Origin of the sequence: Amycolatopsis sp. NPDC051372 (genome assembly GCF_040682095.1) — a bacterium.
Lineage (GTDB): Bacteria > Actinomycetota > Actinomycetes > Mycobacteriales > Pseudonocardiaceae > Amycolatopsis.
The window spans coordinates 139,169-160,739 of record NZ_JBFBAF010000017.1 but is presented as its reverse complement, the minus strand read 5'-3'; the positions used below and the strand labels follow the sequence as shown (position 1 = coordinate 160,739).

Sequence of the window (21,571 nt, the reverse complement as noted above, 5' to 3'; positions counted from 1 at the left end):
AGGGCTGCGCATTTCCCGCGGTTACCGTGGTGCGATGGTGATGTCCCGGCGCGCGATTCTCGCCCAAGCCACCCTCGCCGCCGCGGGCGGTCTCGTGTGGACGGCCGCCCCGGCCACGGCCACCGGGCGCCCGCGCGTGGAGGACTCGCTGCGCGGCGATCCGGCGGCTGCACGAGAGCCCGCACGGCCCATCGGCGGTCGTCGTCGCGATCGGCCGCGGGTCGGGAACTTCCCTCTACACGGCGGGAGTTACCCGGCTCGGTGCCCGCCGCTCCCCGCGCGCGAGCGACCGCGTGCGGGTGGCGAGCGTGGCCAAGGCGTTCAGCGGCGCGACGGCGCTCTCCCTCGTGAGCAACGACCGGCTGTCGCTCGACACCACGGTGGGCCGGACGGTGCGCGGGATGCCCCGCGAGTGGTCGGCCGTGACGTTGCGCCAGCTGCTCGGCCACGCGAGCGGCATCCCCGATTTCAGCGGCACCAACGATTTCCGCGACGCACTGGTCGCGAACCTGCACGATCCGCCGCCGCCGCGGGAATTGCTGTCGTACGCCCCCGATCCCGATCTGCTGTTCCGCCCCGGCAGCCGCTACGCCTATTCGAACTCCGACAACATCCTCGTCGCGCTGATGTGCGAGTCGGTCACCGGCCGGCGGTACGAGGACGTGCTCCGCCAGCGCGTGCTGCAGCCACTGGGGCTGGGCGACACAAGCCTCCCGCGTGGTCCGGACCTGCCGGAACCGGCGCTGCACGGCTACGACACCACCGTCGCGGGCCCGCCCGAAGACGTGACGACCACCGTCGCCCCCGGCTGGAGCTGGGCCTCCGGCGGCGTGGTGTCCACACCGGCCGACCTGGTGCGCTTCATCCGCGGCTACGTCGGCGGCGCCCTGATCGACCGCCAGACCCGCGACGCCCAGCTCCGGTTCCGGCCGGGCGGCTCCGAACCCCCCGGCCCCGGCACCAACGCGGCCGGCCTGGCCCTCTTCCGCTACGACACCCGCTACGGCCACGTTTACGGCCACACCGGCAACACCGGCAACACCGGCAACACCCAGTTCAACGCCGCCGCACCCGACGGCCGCGGCGGCGTCGCGGTGTCCATCACGGCGCAGATCACCCCGACGAGCGGGTCGCCACTGTTCGGGCAACTGCGGGAGGTTTTCGAGCTCGCGGTCGGGGTGCTGCTCTCCGAATAACGACCGGCGGAGCGCCACGCAGCGCGCAAACGGGGGGCACGCGAGCGGCTGAAGCTCGACCGGAGCCGTAACGAACCGGAGCCCATGGACGACTCCGCCTGGCGCAGGGTGATCTCCGGGGAGGCGTCGGTGTTCGGTGGGCGGAAGCGGCAGGAAGAGCTCGAAGCGGCACAACGCGAGAACCTGTATTTGCGTGGCGAGCTCCAGCGGCTGGGTGCGCTCGGTTCGGTCGCCATCCAGCAGGAAATCGCCGCTCAGACGCAGCGGCTTCACGCGGACCAAGCCCGCTACCAGCAGCAGACTTCGGCCATGAACGCCGAGGTCGCCCAGCTGCAAGCGCAGCTCACGACCCTTCGGGCCGAGGTGGTCGAGACCGACGACGCCCGGCTGATGCAGGAGGTGGGCGTCTACCAGTACCGGCACGTTCTCTCCGACGCCGAGGCCTACAAGGCCGAGCTCGAACGGCTAAAGGCCGCCATGAAAGACATGACCCGGACGAAGTCCGCCGTCGAAGCATCGAACAGCTTCCACTACAACAACTCGCTGCCCCAGGGACGCAAGTTCGTCGGAGATCTGTCGAAGCTCATGCTCCGCGCGTACAACGCGGAAGCCGAGAACTGCGTGCGCGTGCTCAAAGCCGGCAATCTCGCGTCCGCCGTCAAGCGGCTGGAGACCGCTGTCCGGACGATCGAGAAGCTCGGGGCGATGGCGTCGATCCGGGTCAACCCCGCCTACCACGCGATGAAGATCGGGGAACTCGAGCTCACCGCCGATTACTTGGCGAAGAAGCAGCAGGAGAAGGAAGACGAACGCGAGCGACGTGCGGCTCTGAGGGAAGAGCAGAAGGCGTTGCAGGAATACCGTCGCGAGCAGGAACGGCTGCTCAAGGAGCAGGGGCACTACCGCAACGCCATCGCGGCCCTGCGGGCGAAGGGAGATCTGCAGGGGATGGCCGATCTCGAGCGCAAGCTTGCCGAAATCGAGGCCGCGCTGAGTGGCATCGAGGAACGGCAGGCCAACATTCGCGCGGGCTACGTCTACGTGATCAGCAACATCGGCTCGTTCGGCCCTGACGTCGTCAAGATCGGGATGACCCGCCGGCTCGAGCCGATGGACCGAGTGCGCGAGCTCGGCGACGCGTCGGTGCCCTTCCGCTTCGACGTGCACGCGCTGTTCTTCTCCCACGACGCAGTGGGGATCGAGCAGCAGCTCCACGCCAAGCTGGAGGCCCGGCGGCTCAACCGGGTCAACCGGCGGCGGGAGTACTTCCGGTGCACCCCGGCGGAGGTCAAGGCACTCCTGCACGACCTCGCCGGGAACCTGCTCGACTACCGGGACGAACCCGAGGCGTTCGAATACCGCCAGAGCCTGGGTGAGATCGCCTCGCCCGCCGCATGAGGCGAGGTCGTCGACCGCTGAGGGGGCTGGTGGGCCGCACCGGTGACGGTGTGGTGCACCAGCCCTCAGCAGTGCTTCGCCGAGGTCTCGCATTTCCGCGTCAGACTCTTCGAACATCCACCGTCAACGCCCGGCCGTGGCAGGCGTCGCCGTTTCGGTGAGCCCCGTCAGCGCCGCCGGCAACGGGCCGCGGTGTAAGACGCCGAGGCGCTGCGTCGCGCGCGTGAGCGCCACATACAGCTCGGCAGCGCCACGGGGGCCGTCCTCGAGGATGCGAGCCGGGTCCACAACGAGCACGGCGTCGAACTCCAGCCCCTTGGTCTCCGCGGCCGGCACCGCGCCGGGTACGTCCGCGGGCCCGATGACGACGCTGGTGCCTTCGCGTCCGGCTTCGTCACGTACGAAATCCTCCACCGCGGCGGGCAGTTCGGCCTCGGTGACGTGCCGGGACCACGGCTGGACCCCGTTGGCGCGGACCGACTCCGGCGGGCGGATCCCCGGGGCGAACCCGGCGAGCACGGCGGCCGCGACGCTCATGATCTCCGCCGGCGTGCGGTAGTTGACCGTGAGGGAGCGGTAGGCCCACCGGTCGCTCACGTAGCGGTCCAGCATAAAGGCCCACGACGTCGCCCCGGCTGCCGACCGGCGTTGCGCGAGGTCGCCGACGACGGTGAAGGAGCGGCCCGGGCAGCGGCGCATCAGCACGCGCCAGTCCATTTCGGACAGTTCCTGGGCCTCGTCGACCACCACGTGCCGGTAGGTCCAGTCGCGGTCGGAGGTGGCGCGTTCGACGAGGTCGCGGGTGTCGCGCGCCACGAACCGGTCGGCGAGGTCCTCGGCGTAGAGCAGGTCCTTGGCGAGCAGGCCGACGTCGTCGTTGAGGTCCTCGCGTTCGATGAGCGAGTCGAGCACGTCGGCGGCGTAGGCGGCCTGGGTCTTGCGCTCCCGCTCGGCCGCCTGCTCGGCCCGGGCGTCGGCGGCCTTGTCGCGGCCCAGCAGGTCGACGAGTTCGTCGAGCAGCGGCACGTCCGACACCGTCCATGCTTCGCCGTCTTCGCGCAGCAGTCCCGCGTCGGCGCCGGCCGCGCGCAGCCGTTCCGGTGACTCGTACAGTGACGCGAGCAGGCCCTGTGGGGTGAGGATGGGCCACAGCTCGTCGACGGCGGCGACGAACCGGGGTTGCCGGCGAGGTCTTTGAGGAGGGTGCGCTTGAGGTCATCGCGCGCCTCGCGGTCGTCGCGGCCCAGCCAGCCGTGGCCGATGCGGGTGATCGCGCGCTCGGTGAGCACGTAGGTGACGATCTCGGTGAACACGCCGCGCGCCTCGTTGTGCGGCAGCCCGCTCGCGCGCGCCTCCTCGATGGCCCACTGCGCGGTCTCGGCGTCGATCCGCACGGTGACGTCGCCGACCGTGACCGGCACCGGCTCCTGCGGCGTCCGCTGCCGGTCGGCGATCGCGGCCGCGAGCACGTCGAGGATCTTCAGCTCGCCCTTCAGCCGCGCCGCCTCCGGCCCGTCCTCGGCGGTCACGTGCAGGCCGGGCACGAAGCCGCCGGTGGTCGTGAACACCACGTCGGTCTCGCCCAGTGACGGCAGCACGCGCCCGATGTGGTGCAGAAACGCCGGGTTCGGCCCGACGACGAGCGCGCCATGACGTTCCATCCGCTCCCGCTGCGTGTAGAGCAGATAGGCGACGCGGTGCAGCGCCACCACCGTCTTCCCGGTGCCCGGGCCGCCTTCGATCACCAGCACGCCCGGGTGGTCGAGACGGATGATCTCGTCCTGCTCGGCCTGGATCGTCGCCACGATGTCGCGCATGCCCTCACCGCGCGGCGCGTTGACGGCCGCCAGCAGCGCCGCGTCGGCGTCACCGTGCTCGCCGGCGGTGGGCCGGCCGAGCACCTCGTCGGTGAACTCGGGGACCCGCCGCCCGCGCGTGTGGAACTGGCGGCGCCGGCGCACGTTCTCCGGGTTCGCCCCGGTCGCGGTGTAGAACGGGCGCGCCGCCGGCGCCCGCCAGTCCAGCAGCACGGGCCGGTACTCGTCCTCCTCGTCGAACAACCCGATGCGGCCGATGTAGGACACGTCGTCGTCGAGCGTGTCCAGCCGGCCGAAACACAGGCCGTTGTCCACCACGTCCAGCCGCCGCACCTCCCTGCTCAGCGCACGCACGCGCACGTCGCGCTCCATGGGCGTTCCGCCGTTTTCCCCCAGCGCCGCTTCGTACTCGCCCTTCACCCGCGCTCGCTCCCCGTCGAGGCGCGTGTAAAGCCCGGCGACGTAGGCGCGCTCGGACCGCAATTCCTGTTCGTACCCCTCAGCTGACACAGGTCCCCTTCACCGCTCTCGCCGCCACCTCGTTTTCGCAGGTCGCGGCTTCAGGGTGGTGATTGTGCGGCATCACCCGGGTCTTGCCACAAGCCCCGGGGTGCGTTATACGTTGATAGTTGCGGGGGAGTGTGTGCTTTCTTCCCGCCTTTTCCCGGCCTCGAGAACTTCCTCGAACAGGTGAGCCGGATCTTCCTCTTCGTGTTCACGCCCTGCCCGGCGTCCACGGCGTCTACTACGACCCCACCACGCGCCTGCTCTGGGCCGCCGGCAACGGCGACCTCGTCGGCCTCGACGTCGGCGGCACCTCGGCGGCGCCGAAGCTCCGGAAGATCGTGGACACCCCCCTGCCCGTCCGCCCCACCTCCTACGGCCACGACGTCCACCCGGTCCGCGGCAACGTGGCTCGATCCGCGTCCGTGCCCGCCAGCGTGGTCGGTGAACGGGGGACGGGCGAGGGGCAGGCCGACGTAGTGGTCGACGTGAGCGCGGCGCGCCACATCCTCCCCGACGGCGGCTGGACCTCGGTGTACGTGCAGGTGCGCAACGCCGGGACCGCGGTAGCGTCCGGGGTGCGGTTCAGCGTGACGTTGCCACCCGAGCTGCAGGAGACCGGCAGCATGACCACGAACCAGTGGGACTGCTGGTGAGGGGCGCACCACCACGTGTGCGTTCGTCGGCGACCTCGCCGCCGGTGCGGAGCCCTACGGGCTGAGCCTGTTCGACGGGAAGTACTCCGAGCAGGTCCCGGCGAAGGAGTACTACGCGGAGGTCGAGGTCCAGACCAGCCGGTGGCGCTTCACCACGCCGGACGCCGGGGACGACCGCGTCGACTCGGACTTCACGCCGAACGGCGAGAACCAGTACTACCGGACCGCTCGCACCGAGCCGCTCACGGTCACCGACGGCGGCACGGTGCAGGTCGACGTCGGCGTGGTCGCCGTGGCCGCGGGCAGCTGAGTTCCGGTAGCGGCCGGACGGTGGTGGGTGTCGCGCGGAACCCGTCGCGACGCCCACCACCGCGTCGAGCGCCTCAGCCGTTCTGCTCGGCCCACCACTTCCGCCCGCTCTCCGACAGCGTTGAAATCGGGTCGTAGTACGGGTACCGCCGCCGCAAGGCCTCCGGGTCCGCGTGCTCGATGCCGGTGCGGTAGTTCTTCGTCCAGTAGGAGACGCCGCGGTCGCGGTCGTAGTCGGCGAGCTGGTGGACCCAGCGTTTGCCGACGTAGGGGACGTCGCAGACGATGCGGGGGGTGGCGTAGCCCGGGAGGTAGCCCATGATGGCGTGCTGCAGGTCCTGGGCTTCCCACACGGCGACGCGCCAGTGTTCGGCGTTGGGGATCATGTCGCACATGTAGAAGTAGTACGGCAGGATGTTCGCCTCGCCCTGCAACGCGAAGCACAGGTCCAGCAGTGCGGCGGGGGTGGCGTTGACGCCGCGCATCAGCACGCCCTGGTTGCGCACGTCGCGCACGCCCACCTCGAGCGCGGTGCGCGCGGCTTCGGCGACCAGGGGCGTGACGGACTGCGCGTGGTTGACGTGCGTGTGGATGGCGAGGTTCACCCCGCGCCGCTGGGCGGTGACGGCGACGCGCTCGAGGCCCTCGATCACCTTCGGCTGCAGCCAGTGTTGCGGCAGCGCGGCCAGCGCCTTGGTGGCGAGGCGGATGTCGCGGACGGTCTCGATGTCCATCAGGCGCATGAGGAACGACTCGAGCTGCGGCCACGGCACGTTGGCGACATCGCCGCCGGACACCACGACGTCGCGCACGCCCGGGGTGCGCTTGAGGTAGTCGATCATCGCGTCCTGGCGGTCGACCGGCTTGAGCGTGAGCTTGTGCTTCTCGACCTGCTCCGTCGAGTTCCCGACCAGGTCCATGCGCGTGCAGTGCCCGCAGTACTGGGGGCACGTCGAGATCATCTCCGCGAGCACCTTGGTCGGGTACCGGTGCGTGAGACCCTCGACGACCCACATCTCGGCCTCGTGCAGCGAGTCGCGCTCCGAGTGCGGGTGGTTGGGCCACGCGAGGTCGCGGTCGGTGCGCACGGGCAGCATGTAGCGGCGGATCGGGTCGGCGTAGAACGCCTCGGTGACCTTCGCCGGGTCGCTGCCGGCGGAGGGAGCCATCGTGTTGAGCATCTGCGGGGGCAGCAGCATCGACATCGTGGCCATTTCACGCTGGTCCGCGAGCAGGTCCTCGTAGAACCGCTCCTCCAGCAGATCACCCATCAGCGCGCGCAGCTGCTTGACGTTGCGGACGCAGTGCACCCGCTGCCACTGCGCGTCGCGCCACTCGGCGTCGGTCACGTGGTGCCAGCCGGGGAAGCGGCGCCAGTCCGGTTCCACCAGCGCGGTGCGCGCGTACTCGTACGGCTGGTCGTGGGCGGCGGGAGGCGGCACAGGTTCCTGGATCGCAGTCATCTGTACTCCAGTCATTCGTGCTTCAAGTCGTCCGGAACGCGTTAAATTATCCTGCCATAACGTTCTCACGGCGTAAATCTTCTTGCACGGTGACTGTGCGTGCCGCAGCGGTCGAGACCGCTGCGGCACGCGTGCTCAGGCGGCCGGACGGATGTTGTGGTTCACGCGGAAGAGGTTGCCCGGGTCGTAGACCTGCTTCACCGCGGCGAGCCGGTCGTAGCGCTCCGGGCCGTAGATCGCGCGCACCGCGGCCGCCGACGAGCCCTCGTCGGCCGAGAGGAAGTTCGGCGACTGCCGCTCGATCGTCCACGGCTCCAGCGCGCCGACAACTTCGTCGAGGGCCGCGCGCAGCTCCTCAGCACGTTCGGTGCCGCCGACGCCGAGCGCGAACACCAGGAACGGCACGCCGCGCACGGGCACCGCGTTGGGCGCCGCGGGCTCGCGGTCCAGCGCGCCGCCGAGGGCGCGCAGCTCCACACCCAGCAGCGGGCAGCCCGAGTCCGGCCCGGTGAGCTCGACGAGCGCGTCGATCGTCTCGACGGTGACCTCGCGCAGGCTGGCGGTGCGGTCGTAGTACGGGAGCGGGTCGGCCGGGTCGAGGTGGATCTCGCCGATCGAGCTGAACGGCTTGTCTTCCACCAGGTCCAGCAGCACCGGGGCGACGTCGCGCAGCGGCGCGAGGAGCCGTTCGGCGGCCTCGGGCGAGCCGAGGTGGGCGAAGCGCAGGTGCACCACGAACGCGCCGCGCAGCACGTCGGGCAGCTCGGGCGCCGGCGGCAGCCGCTGCACCATCACCGAGGTCGTGGCTTCCTCCGGCAGCAGCGGCACCCACTGGCGCCACGCGTGCAGCACCGCGGCCAGGTCCTCGCCCGCGTAATAGAGGCCGCCACCGTAGAAGCGGGTGACGGGGAAGAGGTCGAACTCGAGCGCGGTGACCACGCCGAAGTTGCCCTTCCCGCCGCGCAGTGCCCAGAACAGGTCGCGCTCGGTCTCGGCCGTCACGGTCCGGTGCGCGCCGTCGGCGGTCACGACCTCGATGAGCCGCACGTGGTCGGCGGCGTAGCCGCGGGTCCGTCCGATCACGGGGCTGAGGCCGCCGCCCAGCGTGTAGCCGACGACGCCGACGCCCGGAGCGGACCCGGCAAGCGGTGCCAGCCCGTGCTCGGCCGCCGCGTCGAGGACCTGCTGCCAGCGGGCGCCGGCCTCGACCCGCGCGGTGCGCTGCCGCGGGTCCACGGTCACGCCGGTCATGCGGCTCGTGGTGATCAGCACCGCGTCCCGCGCCTGGGCCACGACCTGGTGAGCCGTGGCCTTGATCGTTACGGGCAGTGATCGGCGCCGCGCGAACCGGACGGCGTTCTGCACGTCGGCGGCCGAGGCCGCAGCGACGACGAGCGCGGGTTCGAGCGGGTTGTTGAAGTTGAAGGCGGCGCATTCGGCGGCGTATCCGGGCTCGCCCGGCAGCAGCACCTCGCCTTCGGTCACAGCGACGAGGTCGGTGATGTCTTCGGCCTGGATGAGCCCGGTCACCGGGCTCGCGACGATCTGGTGCATCGAAGTCCCCTGTCTCCCGCCCGGCCGGTCACCCGCACCGCGCGTCCCCTTCGGCGGCCACCTGGCGGCGGCGCTCCCTCACGGACCAAGCACGTGCCGACCGGCCCAACCCGTTCAGGTGACCTGGCTCACAGGAGCGAACCCGTGTTCACACGGAGTGAGGAAAACCGACCCCGGGCGGTCGGCGCACGCAACGCGGGGGAGACTCGACACCGTGACGAACGACAGCACGACGCTCCTGCTCGGCGGCAGGATCTACACCCCGTCTTCCCCTGACGCGACGGCGCTGGCCGTGTCCGGCGGCACCGTGGTCTGGGTCGGCCAGGACGCCCCTGCCCGCGCGCTGCACCCGGACGCGACGGTGGTCGACCTCGACGGCGCGTTCGTCGCACCCGCGTTCGTCGACGCCCACGTGCACGCCACCGCCACCGGCCTGCACCTGACCGGCCTCGACCTCACGCGCGTGCGCGGCGCCGACGAGCTGCTGGCCGCCGTCCGCACCGCCGTCGCGGCCGCGCCGGGCCAGGTGCTGCTCGCGCACGGCTGGGACGAGTCGGCCTGGACCGACCCGCGCCTGCCCAGCCGCGCCGAGCTCGACGCCGCCGCCGGCGCCACGCCCGTCTACCTCAGCCGCGTCGATGTGCACTCCGCGCTGGTGTCCACCGCGCTGATCGACCTCGCGCACGAGGCCCGCGTCGGCGAAGGCTTCTCCGCCGACGGGCCGCTCACCCGCGACGCCCACCACAAGGTCCGCGCGGCCGCGCGCGCCGCGATCACGCCGCAGCAGCGCACCGCGGCGCAGCGCGAGTTCCTCGCCGAAGCCGCCGCGCGCGGCATCGTCGGCGTGCACGAGTGCGGCGGCCCGGACATCGCCGGCCTGGACGACTTCACCGGCCTGCTCACCCTCGCCGCCGAACCCGGCCTGCCCGAGGTCGTCGGCTACTGGGGCGAGCTCGGCGGCCTCGACACGGCTCGTGCCCTCGGTGCGCACGGCGTGGCGGGCGACCTGTTCGTCGACGGCGCGCTCGGCTCCCGCACCGCCGCGCTGAGCAGCCCGTACGCCGATGAGCCGGGCACGTCCGGTGCCCTCTACACCGACGCCGCAGGTATCGGCGAGCACCTCGCCGCGTGCACCGAGGCCGGACTGCAGGCCGGTTTCCACGTGATCGGCGACGCGGCCGTCGTGGAGGTCGTCGAAGGCTTCCGGCTGGCCGAGAAGGAGGTGGGCCAGCGCGCGCTCGCCGCCCGCCACCACCGGCTCGAGCACCTGGAGATGGTCACCGCCGACCAGGCCCGCGCCCTCGCCGGCTGGGGTGTCGTCGCCTCGGCGCAGCCGCTGTTCGACGACGCGTGGGGCGGCGACGCCGGCATGTATGCCGAGCGCCTCGGCGCCGACCGCGCCGCCGGGCTCAACCCGTTCGCCACGCTCGCCGCCGAGGGTGTGGTGCTCGCTTTCGGCTCCGACTCCCCGGTGACTGCGCTCGACCCGTGGGCCGCCGTCCGCGCGGCCGTGCACCACCACACCCCGGCCGCCCGGCTCTCCGCGCGCGCCGCCTTCACCGCTCACACTCGCGCGGGCCACCGCGCCGCCGGCGTCAACGACGGCGTGACCGGCAGTCTCGTGCCTGGCGCACCGGCGCACTACGCGATCTGGGACGCGACCGACCTCGTCGTCGCCACGGCCGACACCCGCGTGCAGCGCTGGTCCACCGATCCGCGCTCCGGTGTGCCGCCGCTGCCGCGCCTCGACCCGGGCGCGCCGCTGCCGAAGTGCCTGCGGACGGTGCGCGCAGGCACGGTCATCTACGACCAGTTCACCTCGGCCTCCTAGAGTTCGGGGCGTGGCAGTGACTGTCGCGGACCCCGGACCGGGCGCTCCGCACGAAACGACCTCCAAGCGGCGGAAACGACCGCGGTTCTCGCGCGCGTGGCTGCTGCGGCTCGTCGCCGCCGGCGCCACGGGCTACCTGTACTACCTCAGCTTCGCGCCGAGACCGCTGTGGTGGCTCGCGCCGATCGCGTTCGCCGGCTTCGCGCTCGTCCTTCGTGGACGGTCGCTGCGCGGCGCGTTCGGCTACGGCTTCGTCTACGGCGTCGTGTTCTTCCTGGCGTTGCTGGTGTGGCTGCAGGACTTCCTCGGCCGGGAGTTCGGGCCGTGGCCGTGGCTGGGGCTGTCGTGCGCGCTGTCGCTCTACTTCGGACTCGCCGGGGTCTTGATCCGGGTCGTGTCCCGGCTGCCGCTGGCGCCGCTGTGGGGGGCGCTGGTGTTCGTCGCACTGGAGACGCCGAGGGCGTGGTTCCCGCTCGGCGGCTTCCCCTGGGGCCGCGTCGCGTTCAGCCAGCCCGAAGGCGCGTACCTGTCGCTGGCGTCCGTCGGCGGCGCGCCGCTCGTCGGACTCGCCGTGGTGCTCAGCGGCTTCGGCCTCGCCGCGCTGGCCGCGCGAGGGTGGGAACAGCGCAAGCTGCGCGACCGCCGGCTCATCGCGCCGCTGGTGCTCACGTTCCTGCCGGTCGTCGCCGGGCTGGCCGTGTGGCCGACGGTCGGCACCGACGCGCAGGACGGCTCGCTCACCGTCGCCGCCGTGCAGGGCAACGCGCCCGACATCGGCATCGCGCTCGAAGGTCAGCGTGACGTGCTGCGCCAGAACCACCTCGAGGAGAGCGCGAAGCTGCTCGCGCAGATCCAGGCGGGCAAGGTGCCCAAGCCCGATCTGCTCGTGTGGCCCGAGACCGCCACCGCGGTCGACGGCGACGACCCGGCGGTGGACCAGATGGTGAACTCCTACGGCGTGCCCGCCATCATCGGCGCGCTCTACCGCCTGCCCGACGGGACCGCCCAGAACTCCGCGATCGTGTGGGACCCGAAGACGGGGCAGGGCCAGCGCTACGCCAAGCAGCAGCTGGTGCCCTTCGGCGAGTACGTGCCCGCCCGCGACATCGCGCGCCTGGTGACCCCGTTCGTCGACGACACCGCCGACATGCGCACGGGCGACGGCAGCAACGCGGCCCTGTCGGTCGCGGGCACCAAGGTCGGCGTGTTCATCTGCTACGAGACCGCGTTCGACTACCCCGCGCGCGAAGCGACCGACGACGGTGGCGAGCTGCTCGTCGTACCGACCAACAACGCGTGGTACGGGCCGGGGGAGATGAGCTACCAGCAGCTGGCGATGTCGCGGCTGCGCGCGGTCGAACACGGGCGCGCCGTGGTGGTCTCGGCGACGTCCGGGGTGAGCGCCCTGGTGGCCCCCGACGGGACGATCACCAGCTCAACCGGCCTTTTCACGGCAGACGCCCTGGTCGGCCGCATGCCGCTGCGGACGCAGACTACGCTGTCGGATCGACTCGGTGCGTGGACGGAGTACGGACTGCTGGCACTGGCGATCGCCGGTGTCGCCGGCGGGTTCGTACTCCGTTTTCGCACCCGGCGCGCGAGCGCCGGCACGACAGCAGGGGACGCGGCGGGCTGAACCGCCGGATTCGGAGGAGACGGATGGCGCAGGCGCCGCGGGGGGCCGAAGGTATCGAGCCGGTGCTGGTGGTGATCCCGACCTACAACGAACGGGAGAACCTGGGCCCGGTTCTGGACCGGCTCCACAAGGCACTCCCGGACGTCCACGTGCTCGTCGTCGACGACGGCAGCCCGGACGGCACCGGTGAGCTCGCCGACGAGCGGGCCGCCGCCGACGAGCGCGTCCACGTGCTCCACCGCACGGAGAAGGCGGGGCTGGGCAAGGCCTACATCGCCGGGTTCCGCTGGGGCCTGGCGCAGGGCTACGCCACCTTCGTCGAGATGGACGCCGACGGCTCGCACGCCCCGGAGGACCTGCCGCGGATCCTGGACGCGGTCGCGGACACCGACCTGTCCATCGGCTCGCGCTACGTGCCCGGCGGCAGCACAGTCAACTGGCCGCTGAGCCGGCAACTGCTCTCCCGCGGCGCGAACATCTACTCCCGCATCGCCCTGGGCCTCAAGGTCTCCGACATGACGGCCGGCTTCCGCGCCTACCGCCGGCCGGTGCTGGAGAAGCTCGAGCTCGACGAGATCGCCTCCCACGGCTACTGCTTCCAGATCGACCTCACCCGCCGCACCGCCGACGCGGGCTTCGACATCGTCGAGGTCCCCATCACCTTCACCGACCGCGAGATCGGCCAATCGAAGATGAGCGGCGACATCATGCGCGAGGCCTTCTTCCGCGTCGCGGAGTGGGGCGTGAAGCGGCGCCTGGAGCAGGTCAAGCGCCTGCTCGGCCGGCACTGACGTACTGAGTTCCCGTAAGAGTCCGCCGTCCTGATCCGGGGTGGCGGACTCTCGCATTTCCGACGGAACCGGTGTTGGACCTGCAGATCGATCAGGTCACGATCGGGGCCGAGACCGAGGCGACCGCCATCGACCTGGAGCTGATGCGGATGGTCCGCTACGGCCGTCCAGTCGACGCTCTCGATCCCGGCCACACCGCGCTCGTCACCCTCCGAGGCCCGGGAACCCACCTTCTCCGGCCAGCCACACGGGCCGGCTGGCAGGTGATCCAGGGGATCAATCCGCCGTAGTCGCCCCGGACATACGAAAGGCCCCCGTGGAGGAGGTCACGGGGGCCGATCGATCGGGGGATGGGTGGGAGCCAGCTACTGGCCGAGACTCACGCGGACCGGCTGGTCCGGCGTCCCTTGAGCTCGGCGAGACGTTCGTTCAGCAGGTCCTCGAGCTCGGGAATGGAGCGGCGCTCCAGAAGCATGTCCCAGTGGGTCCTGGGGGGCTTGGTCTTCTTCTGCTCGGGCTGCCCGCCGTCGACGATCTCGCTCTCGCTGCCGTGCAGGCGGCATTCCCAGACGGTCGGGATCTCGGCGTCGTCGGAGAACGGCACCTCGAACTCGTGGTTCTTGGGGCACGCGTAGCGCACGGTGCGGCGCGGGGCGAGGTCGTGATTGCGGTCGGTCTCGTAGCTGACCGCTCCCAGCCGGCTTCCACGGAGAACACGGTCGGCCATGATGGGGGTCCTTTCAGTCAGCTCCGGGTGGAGCCAGGGTGTTGCTCACCCTATGCAACGAACGAGGCGTTCGGGGGATTCCCCGGTAACCATGTCGTTGCTCACGATGAGCTGTGTCACCCTTCGGCATCAGCTTCCTCTACTGGGACAGGTTTCGCGCTCCGGCGTGACGCAGACACCGCCTTCCAAGTGCGGATATCCCCCAGTTGGGCTACTGGTGCTCCGTTCACGACAACCGTAACTGACCGTGGTGGGCCGTCACGGGACCCAAGTCACCCAACCGGAAGTGTCGGCGGCACAATACCTGATAACGGACCGTAGTGAATTCAGCATCGGAACGTGCCGAAGCTGAAGATTCAACTACAGGCTGTTCGGTATCTGCTACTACAACGGTGTCACCCTCGCGGAGTATTTCGTCGTTCCGTACGCGCGCGTTGAACCGGCCCGGGAGCCCGCACCAGCACAGCACCTCGACCTGCACCGGCTGCAGCTCGTCGGCCAGTTCGAACAGCCGGCCCGCACCGGGGAACAGGCGGCTGCGGAAGTCGGTGGCGATGCCGAAGCAGTACACGTCGATGCCGGCCTCGTCGGCCAGCTCCGCCAGCTGGTCGACCTGCGCGGAGGAGAGGAACTGCGCCTCGTCGACGATGATGTAGTCCACGTGCTGCCCGTCGGCCCAGCGCTCGCGCACCAGGTCCCGCACGTCCGTGCCCGCCGCGACCTCCGTGGCGAGGCGCGTGATCCCGATCCGGCTGCTGATCTGCGGCGCCCCGGACCGGTCGTGGCGCACCAGCACCAGCCCACGCCGGCCCTGCCGAGCGTGGTTGTGGTCGATCTGCAGGGCCAGCGTCGACTTCCCGCAGTCCATCGGGCCATAGCAGAACTTCAGGCGGCCGCCCCGGGCGCGCGCGGCGGGGACCGGGGACAGCGCGTCGGTGGGATCGTCGGGCACGGCTTCTTCGAGGGCAGTCACGACGATCGACCCTATCCGGCCCCGGCCCGCTCGCTCACAGCACGGCGGGCGGACGGTTCCCGGCCGCCACGATCGCGCGCCGCACCGGCACCAGCGCCACGAACACAAACCCGAGGACGAAGAAGACCACCAGCGCGACGATCGCCAGCCGGAACGACCCCGTCGCCTGCCCGACGCCGGCGAACACCAGCGGACCCAGCCACGACGTGCCCTTCTCACCCACCACGTAGAGCGAGTAGTACTGCGCGTCCTTGCCGGCCGGGATCATCTGGCTGAACAGCGATCGCGACAACGCGTTCGTGCCGCCCAGCACCAGCCCGATCCCCACCGCCACCGCGTAGAACTGCAGCGGCTGCTCCGGCTGGATGAAGTACGCACCCACCAGCACCACCACCCACAGCACCAGGCTGCCCAGGATCGTCCGCTTCGCGCCCAGCCGGCGCGCGACCAGCCCGTGCAGCACCCCGCCCACGTAGGCGAGGAACTGGATCACCAGCACCGTGATGATCAGCACCTCGTCGGAGAAGCGCAGCTCGTCCTTCCCGTACTGCGCCGACACCGCCACCACCGTGGAGATTCCGTCGGCGAAGAGCAGGTAGCTGCCCAGGAACGCCAGCGTCAGCGGGAACGCCTTCGCCTCCACCGCCGTCCGCCGCAGCTCCCGGAACCCGGCCCGCAGCACCGACACGCCACGCTCGACCGCCACCGGTGTGTGGACGCGGGGGAGCGCGCGCAGCACCGGGATGGTGAACACCGCCCACCACAGGCCGGAGGTCAGGAAGCAGATCCGCACCGCCGTGCCCGTGTCCACACCCAGCGCGTCGCGGCTGAGGTAGAACGCCAGCTGCAACGCGAGCGCGAGCCCACCGCCCAGGTACCCGAACGCCCAGCCCTTCGCGGACACGTCGTCACGCTCGTCGGGCTCGGCGATGTCGACCAGGAACGAGTAGTAGACGACCAGCGAACCGCCGTAGCCGATGTTCGCGACGATGAACAGCGCCGCACCCAGCTGCCAGTCGGAGCCGGCCATGAAGAACATCAGCGCCGACGCCACCGCGCCGAGCCACGCGAACCAGCCCAGGATCCGCCGCTTGTTCCGGCTGCGGTCGGCCACCGCGCCCGCGATCGGCAGGACCAGCACCTGCACCACGGTCGCCACCGACAGCAGGTAACCCCACGTCGAACCGGCAGGGAAATGCAGCCCGAACAACGACACGTCGCAGTTGTGGAGCTTGTCGTCCACACCGGACGCGTCGAGGCACGCCTTGTCCCCGTTAAGGGTGATGTTCTGCTTCGCGTCCGCCGCCGCGACAGTGCTCATGTAGAGCGCGCCGAACACGGTCGTAACCGACGAATAGAACGGCGAATTGGCCCAGTCGTAGAAGTACCAGCCCCACCGTTCCCGCTTCTTGTCACGGGTCTCGGCCAGCGTCATCCACGGCTCCTCAGCGGTCGCGAATCTCCAGGTCAGGCGGCAGACTACTGGGGCGGCCGCCGGCGAAACCGCCGAACGGGTAAACCGTGTCCGGTTCGTCGCTTGCCGATCATCCGCACTGCGTCGAACGGCTCCCGAAATAGCGTGGCAAGCGTGTCGCTCACGTGATTCTTTACCGTTTTGTGTGAGACTGGTGTGCGTGTTGTGACTCTTGTGGTCAATGGGTCACGTGCTTACTGTGCAAACCATGACCGACCGCGTTCGCACTGCTCACCGCGGTGCCGTGAGGATCCTGCTCCTCGCGGCCGCCGTCCTGGGGCTGCAGCTCGCCGTCGCCGGCGCCGCGTCCGCGGACCCCGCTTCGAGCGCCTGGGCCAAGCTGCGCATGTGCGAGTCCAGCGGCCGCTACACGATCAACACCGGCAACGGCTACTACGGCGCCTACCAGTTCGACCTGCCCACCTGGCGCAGCGTCGGCGGCCAGGGTCGGCCCGACCAGGCCAGCCCCCGCGAACAGGACTACCGCGCGCTCTACCTCTACCGCATGCGCGGCTGGCAGCCCTGGCAGTGCGGCGGGATGCTCAAACTCGTCGGCGACGCCGACGCGCGCAGCAAACGCATCCCGTCGTACGACGAATCCGCCTACATGGGCGGCATCGGCCTGCCCGCCCCGCCGGCCCCGAAGCCCCAGCCCGCACCGCCCGCGCCGCCCGGCGGAATGCCCGCCTGGCCCGGCCTCGTCTACGCCTACGGCGACTGCGCACCCGCGCTCAAAACGTTCCAGCTGCGCATGAACGCCTTCGGCTACGGCTTCAGCGGCACCGGCTGCTACTACGACAAGACCAAAACCGCCGTTCTCGACCTGCAGCGCGCCAACGGCATCAAAGACTCCGGCCGCCTCGGCCCGCTCACGTGGAAAGCCGCCTGGCAGGGCAAACGCCCCCGGTAGAAACCCGGCTCAACCGGCCTGCTGCCACACACCCCGCTCGACCAGCACGTCGCGCAGCAGGTCCGGCCGGTCCGTCACGATCCCGTGCACACCCAGGTCCAGCAGCTCCCGCATCTGCGCCGGATCGTCGATCGTCCACGTGTGGACCTCGAACCCCGCCCGCTCCGCCACCTTCACGAACGAACGGTCCACCACCGTCAGCGGCCCCTGCTTCACCGGCACCTGCGCCAGACACCCGCCAGCAAACCGGCCCAGCGGCAACGGCGGCACCCACCCGTTGGCCCACACCATCAGCACCGACCGCGGCCCCATCGCCGTGCACAGCTTCGGCCCCGCCAGCCGCCGCAGCCGCGCCAGCCGCGAGTCCGAAAAGGACGCCGCCGCCACCCGGTCGATCGCACCCGTGCGCTCCAGCACCCGCACGAACGGCTCCACCGCGCTGTTCGCCTTCACGTCCACGTTGAACCGCGCCTGCGGCAGCTCCTCCAGCACGTCCTCCAACCGCGACAACGTCGCCCGCCCACCGACCTTGACGCCCTTCACCTGCTCCCACGTCTGCGTCGCGATCGACCCGCCACCGTCGGTCGTGCGGTCCAGCGTGTCGTCGTGATGCACCACCACCACACCGTCCGACGTCGCGTGCACATCCGTCTCGACGTACCGGTAACCCTCCTCGACCGCGCGCTTGAACGCCGGCAGCGAGTTCTCCATCCCCTCCAGCTCGTCGAGGTGCCACCCGCGGTGGGCGAACGCACGGGGGAGCGGATCGGCCAGATACGGAAACGGTGGGCGCATCCCCACAGTGTGCGCCACCGGCATGGCCTCGGCATGAGAACACGATGGCCAGCTAGGGTCTGGCGGGTGAGGGAACTGGCCGAGCACCCGATGACCGGCGACGAATTGGTCGTACCGCGCCGCAGCAACGCACCCAAGCACTGCGGCTGGTGCGGCCGCCGCCTGCCCGAAGGCGGCAACGTCGGCCGCCGCCGCCGGTACTGCGGGCAGTCCTGCCGCCAGCGCGCCTACGAACGCCGCACCGCCCTGCAACGCAGCGGCCTGCCCGAAGACGCCGTCGTGCTCTCCGACACCGAGATCGCCGCCCTGCAGGACCGCCTCTTCCAGCTGCGCTGCGCCGCCGAGGACATCGCCACCGCCACCCATGACGGCGCCGACGCCGACGAGCTCCGCCGCCTCGCCGAAGAAATCGTGCACGCCGCGAAAGACCTCGAGCAGCTCCGCTGAGAATTCAAGCGGATCCGCCGGGATTTCAAGCGGCTCCACCGGCTCGCGCGGCAGACTAGAGTCCGGAATGTCCCCGGGGGACTGCCGGCAGCGAAGCCGCGCGCCGGCCGAGCGAGGGAGACGCCCATGACGAAGGCCGCGTTCACACCCGCCACCGAACTCGACGCCGTCCGCGAGCTCACCGTCGGCGACCTGCTCCGCGAAGCCGCCGACCGAGCCCCGGACGCACCCGCCCTCGTCGAAGGCCTGCCCGACCCCACGGCGCGCCGCCGCTGGACCTACGGCGAGCTCCTCGGCGAAGCCGAAGACGCCGCCCGCGCCCTGCTCGGCCGCTTCGAACCCGGCGAACGCGTGGCCGCCTGGGCCAACAACATCCCCGAATGGGTCCTACTCGAGATGGCCACCGCCCTCGCCGGCCTGACGCTCGTCACCGTCAACCCCGCCCTGCGCGAAGCCGAACTCCGCCACGTCCTCGGCCAGTCCGGCGCCTCCGGCGTGTTCCTCGTCGGCGAATACCGCGGCACCCCCATGGCCGCCATCCTCGACCACGTCCGCCACGACCTGCCCGACCTGCGCGAAACCATCCGGTTCGAAGACTGGCGCGCCTTCCGCGCCTCCGGGCTGCCCACCCAGGCCCTGCCCACCGTCGAACCCGGCGACCCCGCCCAGATCCAGTACACCTCCGGCACCACCGGCACCCCCAAAGGCGCCGTGCTCCACCACCGGGGCATCACCAACAACGCCCTGCTCTCCTACGCCCGCACGCTGGACATGCGACCCGGCGAGAACTTCGTCAACCCCATGCCCCTGTTCCACACCGCCGGCTGCGTGCTCGCCACCCTCGCCCCGATCGCCACCCTCGGCACCCAGGTCCTGATGCCCTGGTTCGACCCGGCGCTGCAGCTCGCCCTCCTCGAACAGGAGAGGGGAGTGGTCTTCGGCGGCGTGCCCACCATGCTGCTCGCCCTGCTCGGCCACCCCGACTTCCCCAAAACCGACCTCAGCTCCGTCCGCTACGCCCTCAGCGGCGGCGCCACCGTGCCACCCGCCCTCGTCCGCCGCATCGAGGCCACCCTCGGCGTCCCGATGTCCATCATCTACGCCCAGACCGAAGCCTCACCCGGCATCACCATGACCACCCCCGACGACAGCGCCGACGACCGCGCCGAAACCCTCGGCCGCGCCCTGCCCGCCTGCGCCGTGAAGATCGTCGACCCCCTCACCGGCGAAACCGCCGCCACGGGGGAGACCGGCGAGCTCTGCACCCGCGGCTACCACGTGATGACCGGCTACCACGCCATGCCCGAGCAGACCGCCGCCGCCATCGACCCCGAAGGCTGGCTCCACACCGGCGACCTCGCCCGTATGGACGACCGCGGCTACGTCACCATCGAAGGCCGCGTGAAAGAGATGATCATCCGCGGGGGAGAGAACATCTACCCCCGCGAGATCGAACACGTCCTGCTCGACCACCCCGCCGTCGCCGACGTCGCCGTGGTCGGCATTCCCGACCCGGAGTGGGGCGAACAAGTCGGCGCCTTCGTGCTCCTGCGGCCCGGCGCGGACGCCGGCGAGGAAGAACTGTTCGCCCACGTCCGCAAACACCTCGCACCGCACAAGACACCCAAGGTGTGGCAGTTCGTCACCGAGTTTCCGCTCACGGGCTCCGGCAAGATCCGCAAACACCTGCTCCGCGATCAGTACATGGCCACCCACTGATCCCTCAGCCCGCATCACCCGCGCCCAGCCCGTCCAGCGCGCGGTACGTCCGGTTGCTCGCCGCCGCGGCCCGCTGCTCCCGGCCCGTCGCCTCGATGTAGTTCTGGCTCGTGGCCAGGCTCGCGTGCCCCAGCAACGCCATGATCTCCGACGCCGTCGCCCCGTCCTCCGCCAAGCGCGTCGCGAACGTATGCCGCAACGCGTGCAGGTTCGCGCCCGCCGGCACCCGGTCGTGCAACCCGGCCCACCGATAACACGACTTCACCAGGTACTCCAGCGCCCCACGCCCGATCGGCTCGCCCGCCCGATCGCGCAGCAACGGCTCCGCCGCCGGAAACCGCAACTGGGGAAACCGCCGCCGGCACGACTTCCCGTAGTCCTCGATCAGCTTCGCCAGCACCGGCTGCACCGGGATCGACCGATCCCGGCTGCCCTTGCCCGAGACGTGCAACCGCAGCTCACCGTCCCGGCCCACCACCGAACGCGGCGTCAGCGCCCGCATCTCCGCCGCGCGCAACCCCGCCACCAGCCCGAGCGCCAGCACCAGCACGTCGCGCTCCGGCCACGGATCCCGCGCGCGCCGCGCACCGTCGGCCGCCGCGGCGAGCAACCGCTCCGGGGTTTCCTCACCCCGCAACGGTTTCGGCACCAGCGGGGGAGTCTTCGGCCGGGCGACTGCACCCATCGGGTTGCCCGCCAGCAGCCCGTCGGACACGCAGAACGTGAGGAACTGGTTCCACGTCGACCACGCCCGCAGCACCGAGCTCTTCGCGTGCCCGTCGGCGAACGCGCCGAACGCCGTCCTCAGCGCCGGCGCCGTCAAGTGCTCGACATCCAGCTCCTCGGGCGCGAGGCCCAGCTCCTGGAGCAGGAGAGTGGTGATCCCGGCCAGATCACGACGGTAGGCGGCAGTGGTGTGCGGCGAGTCCTTGCGCGGCCGCCGTGCCGCGAAGAACGCTTGCTGTGCCTCGGAAACCAGCATCTGGATCTTGTACAGCACAGCACCGACAGTTCTGTCGTCCGGATGCTCGTCCGGTATGCTGCATAATGGCGATTATGCATGAAACATGGGCGTGGCGGGGCTGAATCCCCTTGGGGGACAACGGTTCTCTCGGTCTCGCGTCCTCGGCTCGTATGGCCGGTTCGGCGCGTCTTCGACTGCGTGGTGCGGTGTTGTCGAGGGATCGTTCATCCGTTCGAGTGGTTGCCTGAGGTCGTTCCAGGGGCCCGTGCTGAGAGCCGATCGACTGTCAATGCTTCGGTACGCGTGTTGGTTGCGTACTTTCAATGTCCCGCCAGTCGCGTTCAATTCGTCACGGTGACGAATTGAACGGGTGTTCCGGTGTTGTGTTGGCGCCTGAACTCGGGGAT

The 21,571-nt window shown here is 70.7% G+C and carries 17 protein-coding genes and 1 pseudogene; 10 read left to right on the top strand and 8 right to left on the bottom strand.

The genetic code is table 11. The features are described from left to right. Positions 1-158: 158 nt before the first annotated feature. Together AB0M56_RS25740 and AB0M56_RS25735 are read left to right on the top strand one after the other, a co-directional pair. The gene (locus AB0M56_RS25740) at positions 159-1,196 is read left to right on the top strand and encodes a serine hydrolase domain-containing protein (RefSeq protein ID WP_364180219.1); all 1,038 of its coding nucleotides are present in this window, start codon (positions 159-161) and stop codon (positions 1,194-1,196) included. Between the two features lie 84 nt (positions 1,197-1,280). Then, positions 1,281-2,594, top strand: a complete 1,314-nt coding sequence (locus tag AB0M56_RS25735; protein ID WP_364180107.1) for a DUF4041 domain-containing protein — start codon at positions 1,281-1,283, stop codon at positions 2,592-2,594. A 123-nt stretch (positions 2,595-2,717) separates the two neighbouring features. Here AB0M56_RS25735 and helR read toward each other — a convergent pair. Further along, positions 2,718-4,921, bottom strand: a pseudogene (helR, locus tag AB0M56_RS25730) (RNA polymerase recycling motor ATPase HelR). A 119-nt stretch (positions 4,922-5,040) separates the two neighbouring features. On the opposite strand from helR, the gene AB0M56_RS25725 reads away from it, so the two are divergent. Then, positions 5,041-5,571 (top strand): hypothetical protein, encoded by a 531-nt coding sequence (locus tag AB0M56_RS25725; protein ID WP_364180109.1) that lies wholly within the window; start codon positions 5,041-5,043, stop codon positions 5,569-5,571. A 383-nt stretch (positions 5,572-5,954) separates the two neighbouring features. Here AB0M56_RS25725 and AB0M56_RS25720 read toward each other — a convergent pair whose 3' ends face one another. Both AB0M56_RS25720 and AB0M56_RS25715 read right to left on the bottom strand, forming a co-directional pair. Next, a complete protein-coding gene (locus AB0M56_RS25720) occupies positions 5,955-7,343 on the bottom strand; it encodes a lysine 2,3-aminomutase (protein WP_364180111.1) in 1,389 nt (462 codons plus the stop codon). 135 nt (positions 7,344-7,478) lie between these two features. After that, positions 7,479-8,897, bottom strand: coding sequence for an FAD-binding oxidoreductase (locus tag AB0M56_RS25715; protein ID WP_364180113.1), 1,419 nt, complete (start codon positions 8,895-8,897; stop codon positions 7,479-7,481). Positions 8,898-9,111: 214 nt separating this feature from the next. Between AB0M56_RS25715 and AB0M56_RS25710 the strand changes: the two genes are divergently transcribed. From AB0M56_RS25710 to AB0M56_RS25695, 4 genes are all read left to right on the top strand, one after another. After that, positions 9,112-10,728 (top strand): amidohydrolase, encoded by a 1,617-nt coding sequence (locus AB0M56_RS25710; RefSeq protein ID WP_364180114.1) that lies wholly within the window; start codon positions 9,112-9,114, stop codon positions 10,726-10,728. Between the two features lie 10 nt (positions 10,729-10,738). Further along, entirely contained in the window at positions 10,739-12,364 is a 1,626-nt protein-coding gene (gene lnt, locus AB0M56_RS25705) for an apolipoprotein N-acyltransferase (RefSeq protein ID WP_364180116.1), read from the top strand. Positions 12,365-12,387: 23 nt separating this feature from the next. After that, the gene (locus tag AB0M56_RS25700) at positions 12,388-13,155 is read left to right on the top strand and encodes a polyprenol monophosphomannose synthase (RefSeq protein ID WP_364180118.1); all 768 of its coding nucleotides are present in this window, start codon (positions 12,388-12,390) and stop codon (positions 13,153-13,155) included. A gap of 74 nt (positions 13,156-13,229) precedes the next feature. After that, positions 13,230-13,445 (top strand): hypothetical protein, encoded by a 216-nt coding sequence (locus AB0M56_RS25695; RefSeq protein ID WP_364180120.1) that lies wholly within the window; start codon positions 13,230-13,232, stop codon positions 13,443-13,445. Positions 13,446-13,534: 89 nt separating this feature from the next. Here AB0M56_RS25695 and AB0M56_RS25690 read toward each other — a convergent pair whose 3' ends face one another. From AB0M56_RS25690 to AB0M56_RS25680, 3 genes are all read right to left on the bottom strand, one after another. After that, positions 13,535-13,882, bottom strand: a complete 348-nt coding sequence (locus AB0M56_RS25690) for an RNA polymerase-binding protein RbpA (protein WP_091613651.1) — start codon at positions 13,880-13,882, stop codon at positions 13,535-13,537. 226 nt (positions 13,883-14,108) lie between these two features. Further along, positions 14,109-14,855: a thymidine kinase gene (locus AB0M56_RS25685; RefSeq protein ID WP_364180122.1), complete on the bottom strand. Its 747-nt coding sequence runs from the start codon at positions 14,853-14,855 to the stop codon at positions 14,109-14,111. Positions 14,856-14,889: 34 nt separating this feature from the next. Then, the gene (locus AB0M56_RS25680; RefSeq protein WP_364180124.1) at positions 14,890-16,290 is read right to left on the bottom strand and encodes an MFS transporter; all 1,401 of its coding nucleotides are present in this window, start codon (positions 16,288-16,290) and stop codon (positions 14,890-14,892) included. A gap of 247 nt (positions 16,291-16,537) precedes the next feature. Here AB0M56_RS25680 and AB0M56_RS25675 point away from each other — a divergent pair, with 247 nt between their 5' ends. Further along, positions 16,538-17,239 carry a transglycosylase family protein gene (locus AB0M56_RS25675; protein ID WP_364180126.1) on the top strand — a complete coding sequence of 234 codons (702 nt, stop codon included), beginning with the start codon at positions 16,538-16,540 and terminating at the stop codon, positions 17,237-17,239. Between the two features lie 9 nt (positions 17,240-17,248). On the opposite strand, the gene AB0M56_RS25670 is transcribed toward AB0M56_RS25675, so the two are convergent. Further along, complete coding sequence (locus AB0M56_RS25670) at positions 17,249-18,034, bottom strand: glycerophosphodiester phosphodiesterase (RefSeq protein ID WP_364180128.1); 786 nt, start codon at positions 18,032-18,034, stop codon at positions 17,249-17,251. Between the two features lie 90 nt (positions 18,035-18,124). Here AB0M56_RS25670 and AB0M56_RS25665 point away from each other — a divergent pair, with 90 nt between their 5' ends. Continuing rightward, positions 18,125-18,481: a hypothetical protein gene (locus tag AB0M56_RS25665; RefSeq protein ID WP_364180209.1), complete on the top strand. Its 357-nt coding sequence runs from the start codon at positions 18,125-18,127 to the stop codon at positions 18,479-18,481. Between the two features lie 126 nt (positions 18,482-18,607). Continuing rightward, a complete protein-coding gene (locus AB0M56_RS25660) occupies positions 18,608-20,200 on the top strand; it encodes an AMP-binding protein (RefSeq protein ID WP_364180130.1) in 1,593 nt (530 codons plus the stop codon). A 4-nt stretch (positions 20,201-20,204) separates the two neighbouring features. On the opposite strand, the gene AB0M56_RS25655 is transcribed toward AB0M56_RS25660, so the two are convergent. Beyond that, entirely contained in the window at positions 20,205-21,200 is a 996-nt protein-coding gene (locus AB0M56_RS25655; protein ID WP_364180132.1) for a tyrosine-type recombinase/integrase, read from the bottom strand. Positions 21,201-21,571: the final 371 nt, after the last annotated feature.

What these genes read in the sequence shown, in the direction of transcription:
- AB0M56_RS25715 (WP_364180113.1), bottom strand. Translation starts at nt 8,897, where the DNA reads ATGCACCAGATCGTCGCGAGCCCGGTGACCGGGCTCATCCAGGCCGAA.
- AB0M56_RS25670 (WP_364180128.1), bottom strand. Translation starts at nt 18,034, where the DNA reads ATGCGCCCACCGTTTCCGTATCTGGCCGATCCGCTCCCCCGTGCGTTC.
- AB0M56_RS25675 (WP_364180126.1), top strand. Translation starts at nt 16,538, where the DNA reads ATGACCGACCGCGTTCGCACTGCTCACCGCGGTGCCGTGAGGATCCTG.
- AB0M56_RS25735 (WP_364180107.1), top strand. Translation starts at nt 1,281, where the DNA reads ATGGACGACTCCGCCTGGCGCAGGGTGATCTCCGGGGAGGCGTCGGTG.
- AB0M56_RS25720 (WP_364180111.1), bottom strand. Translation starts at nt 7,343, where the DNA reads ATGACTGCGATCCAGGAACCTGTGCCGCCTCCCGCCGCCCACGACCAG.
- AB0M56_RS25665 (WP_364180209.1), top strand. Translation starts at nt 18,125, where the DNA reads ATGACCGGCGACGAATTGGTCGTACCGCGCCGCAGCAACGCACCCAAG.
- AB0M56_RS25700 (WP_364180118.1), top strand. Translation starts at nt 12,388, where the DNA reads ATGGCGCAGGCGCCGCGGGGGGCCGAAGGTATCGAGCCGGTGCTGGTG.
- AB0M56_RS25680 (WP_364180124.1), bottom strand. Translation starts at nt 16,290, where the DNA reads ATGACGCTGGCCGAGACCCGTGACAAGAAGCGGGAACGGTGGGGCTGG.
- AB0M56_RS25690 (WP_091613651.1), bottom strand. Translation starts at nt 13,882, where the DNA reads ATGGCCGACCGTGTTCTCCGTGGAAGCCGGCTGGGAGCGGTCAGCTAC.
- AB0M56_RS25660 (WP_364180130.1), top strand. Translation starts at nt 18,608, where the DNA reads ATGACGAAGGCCGCGTTCACACCCGCCACCGAACTCGACGCCGTCCGC.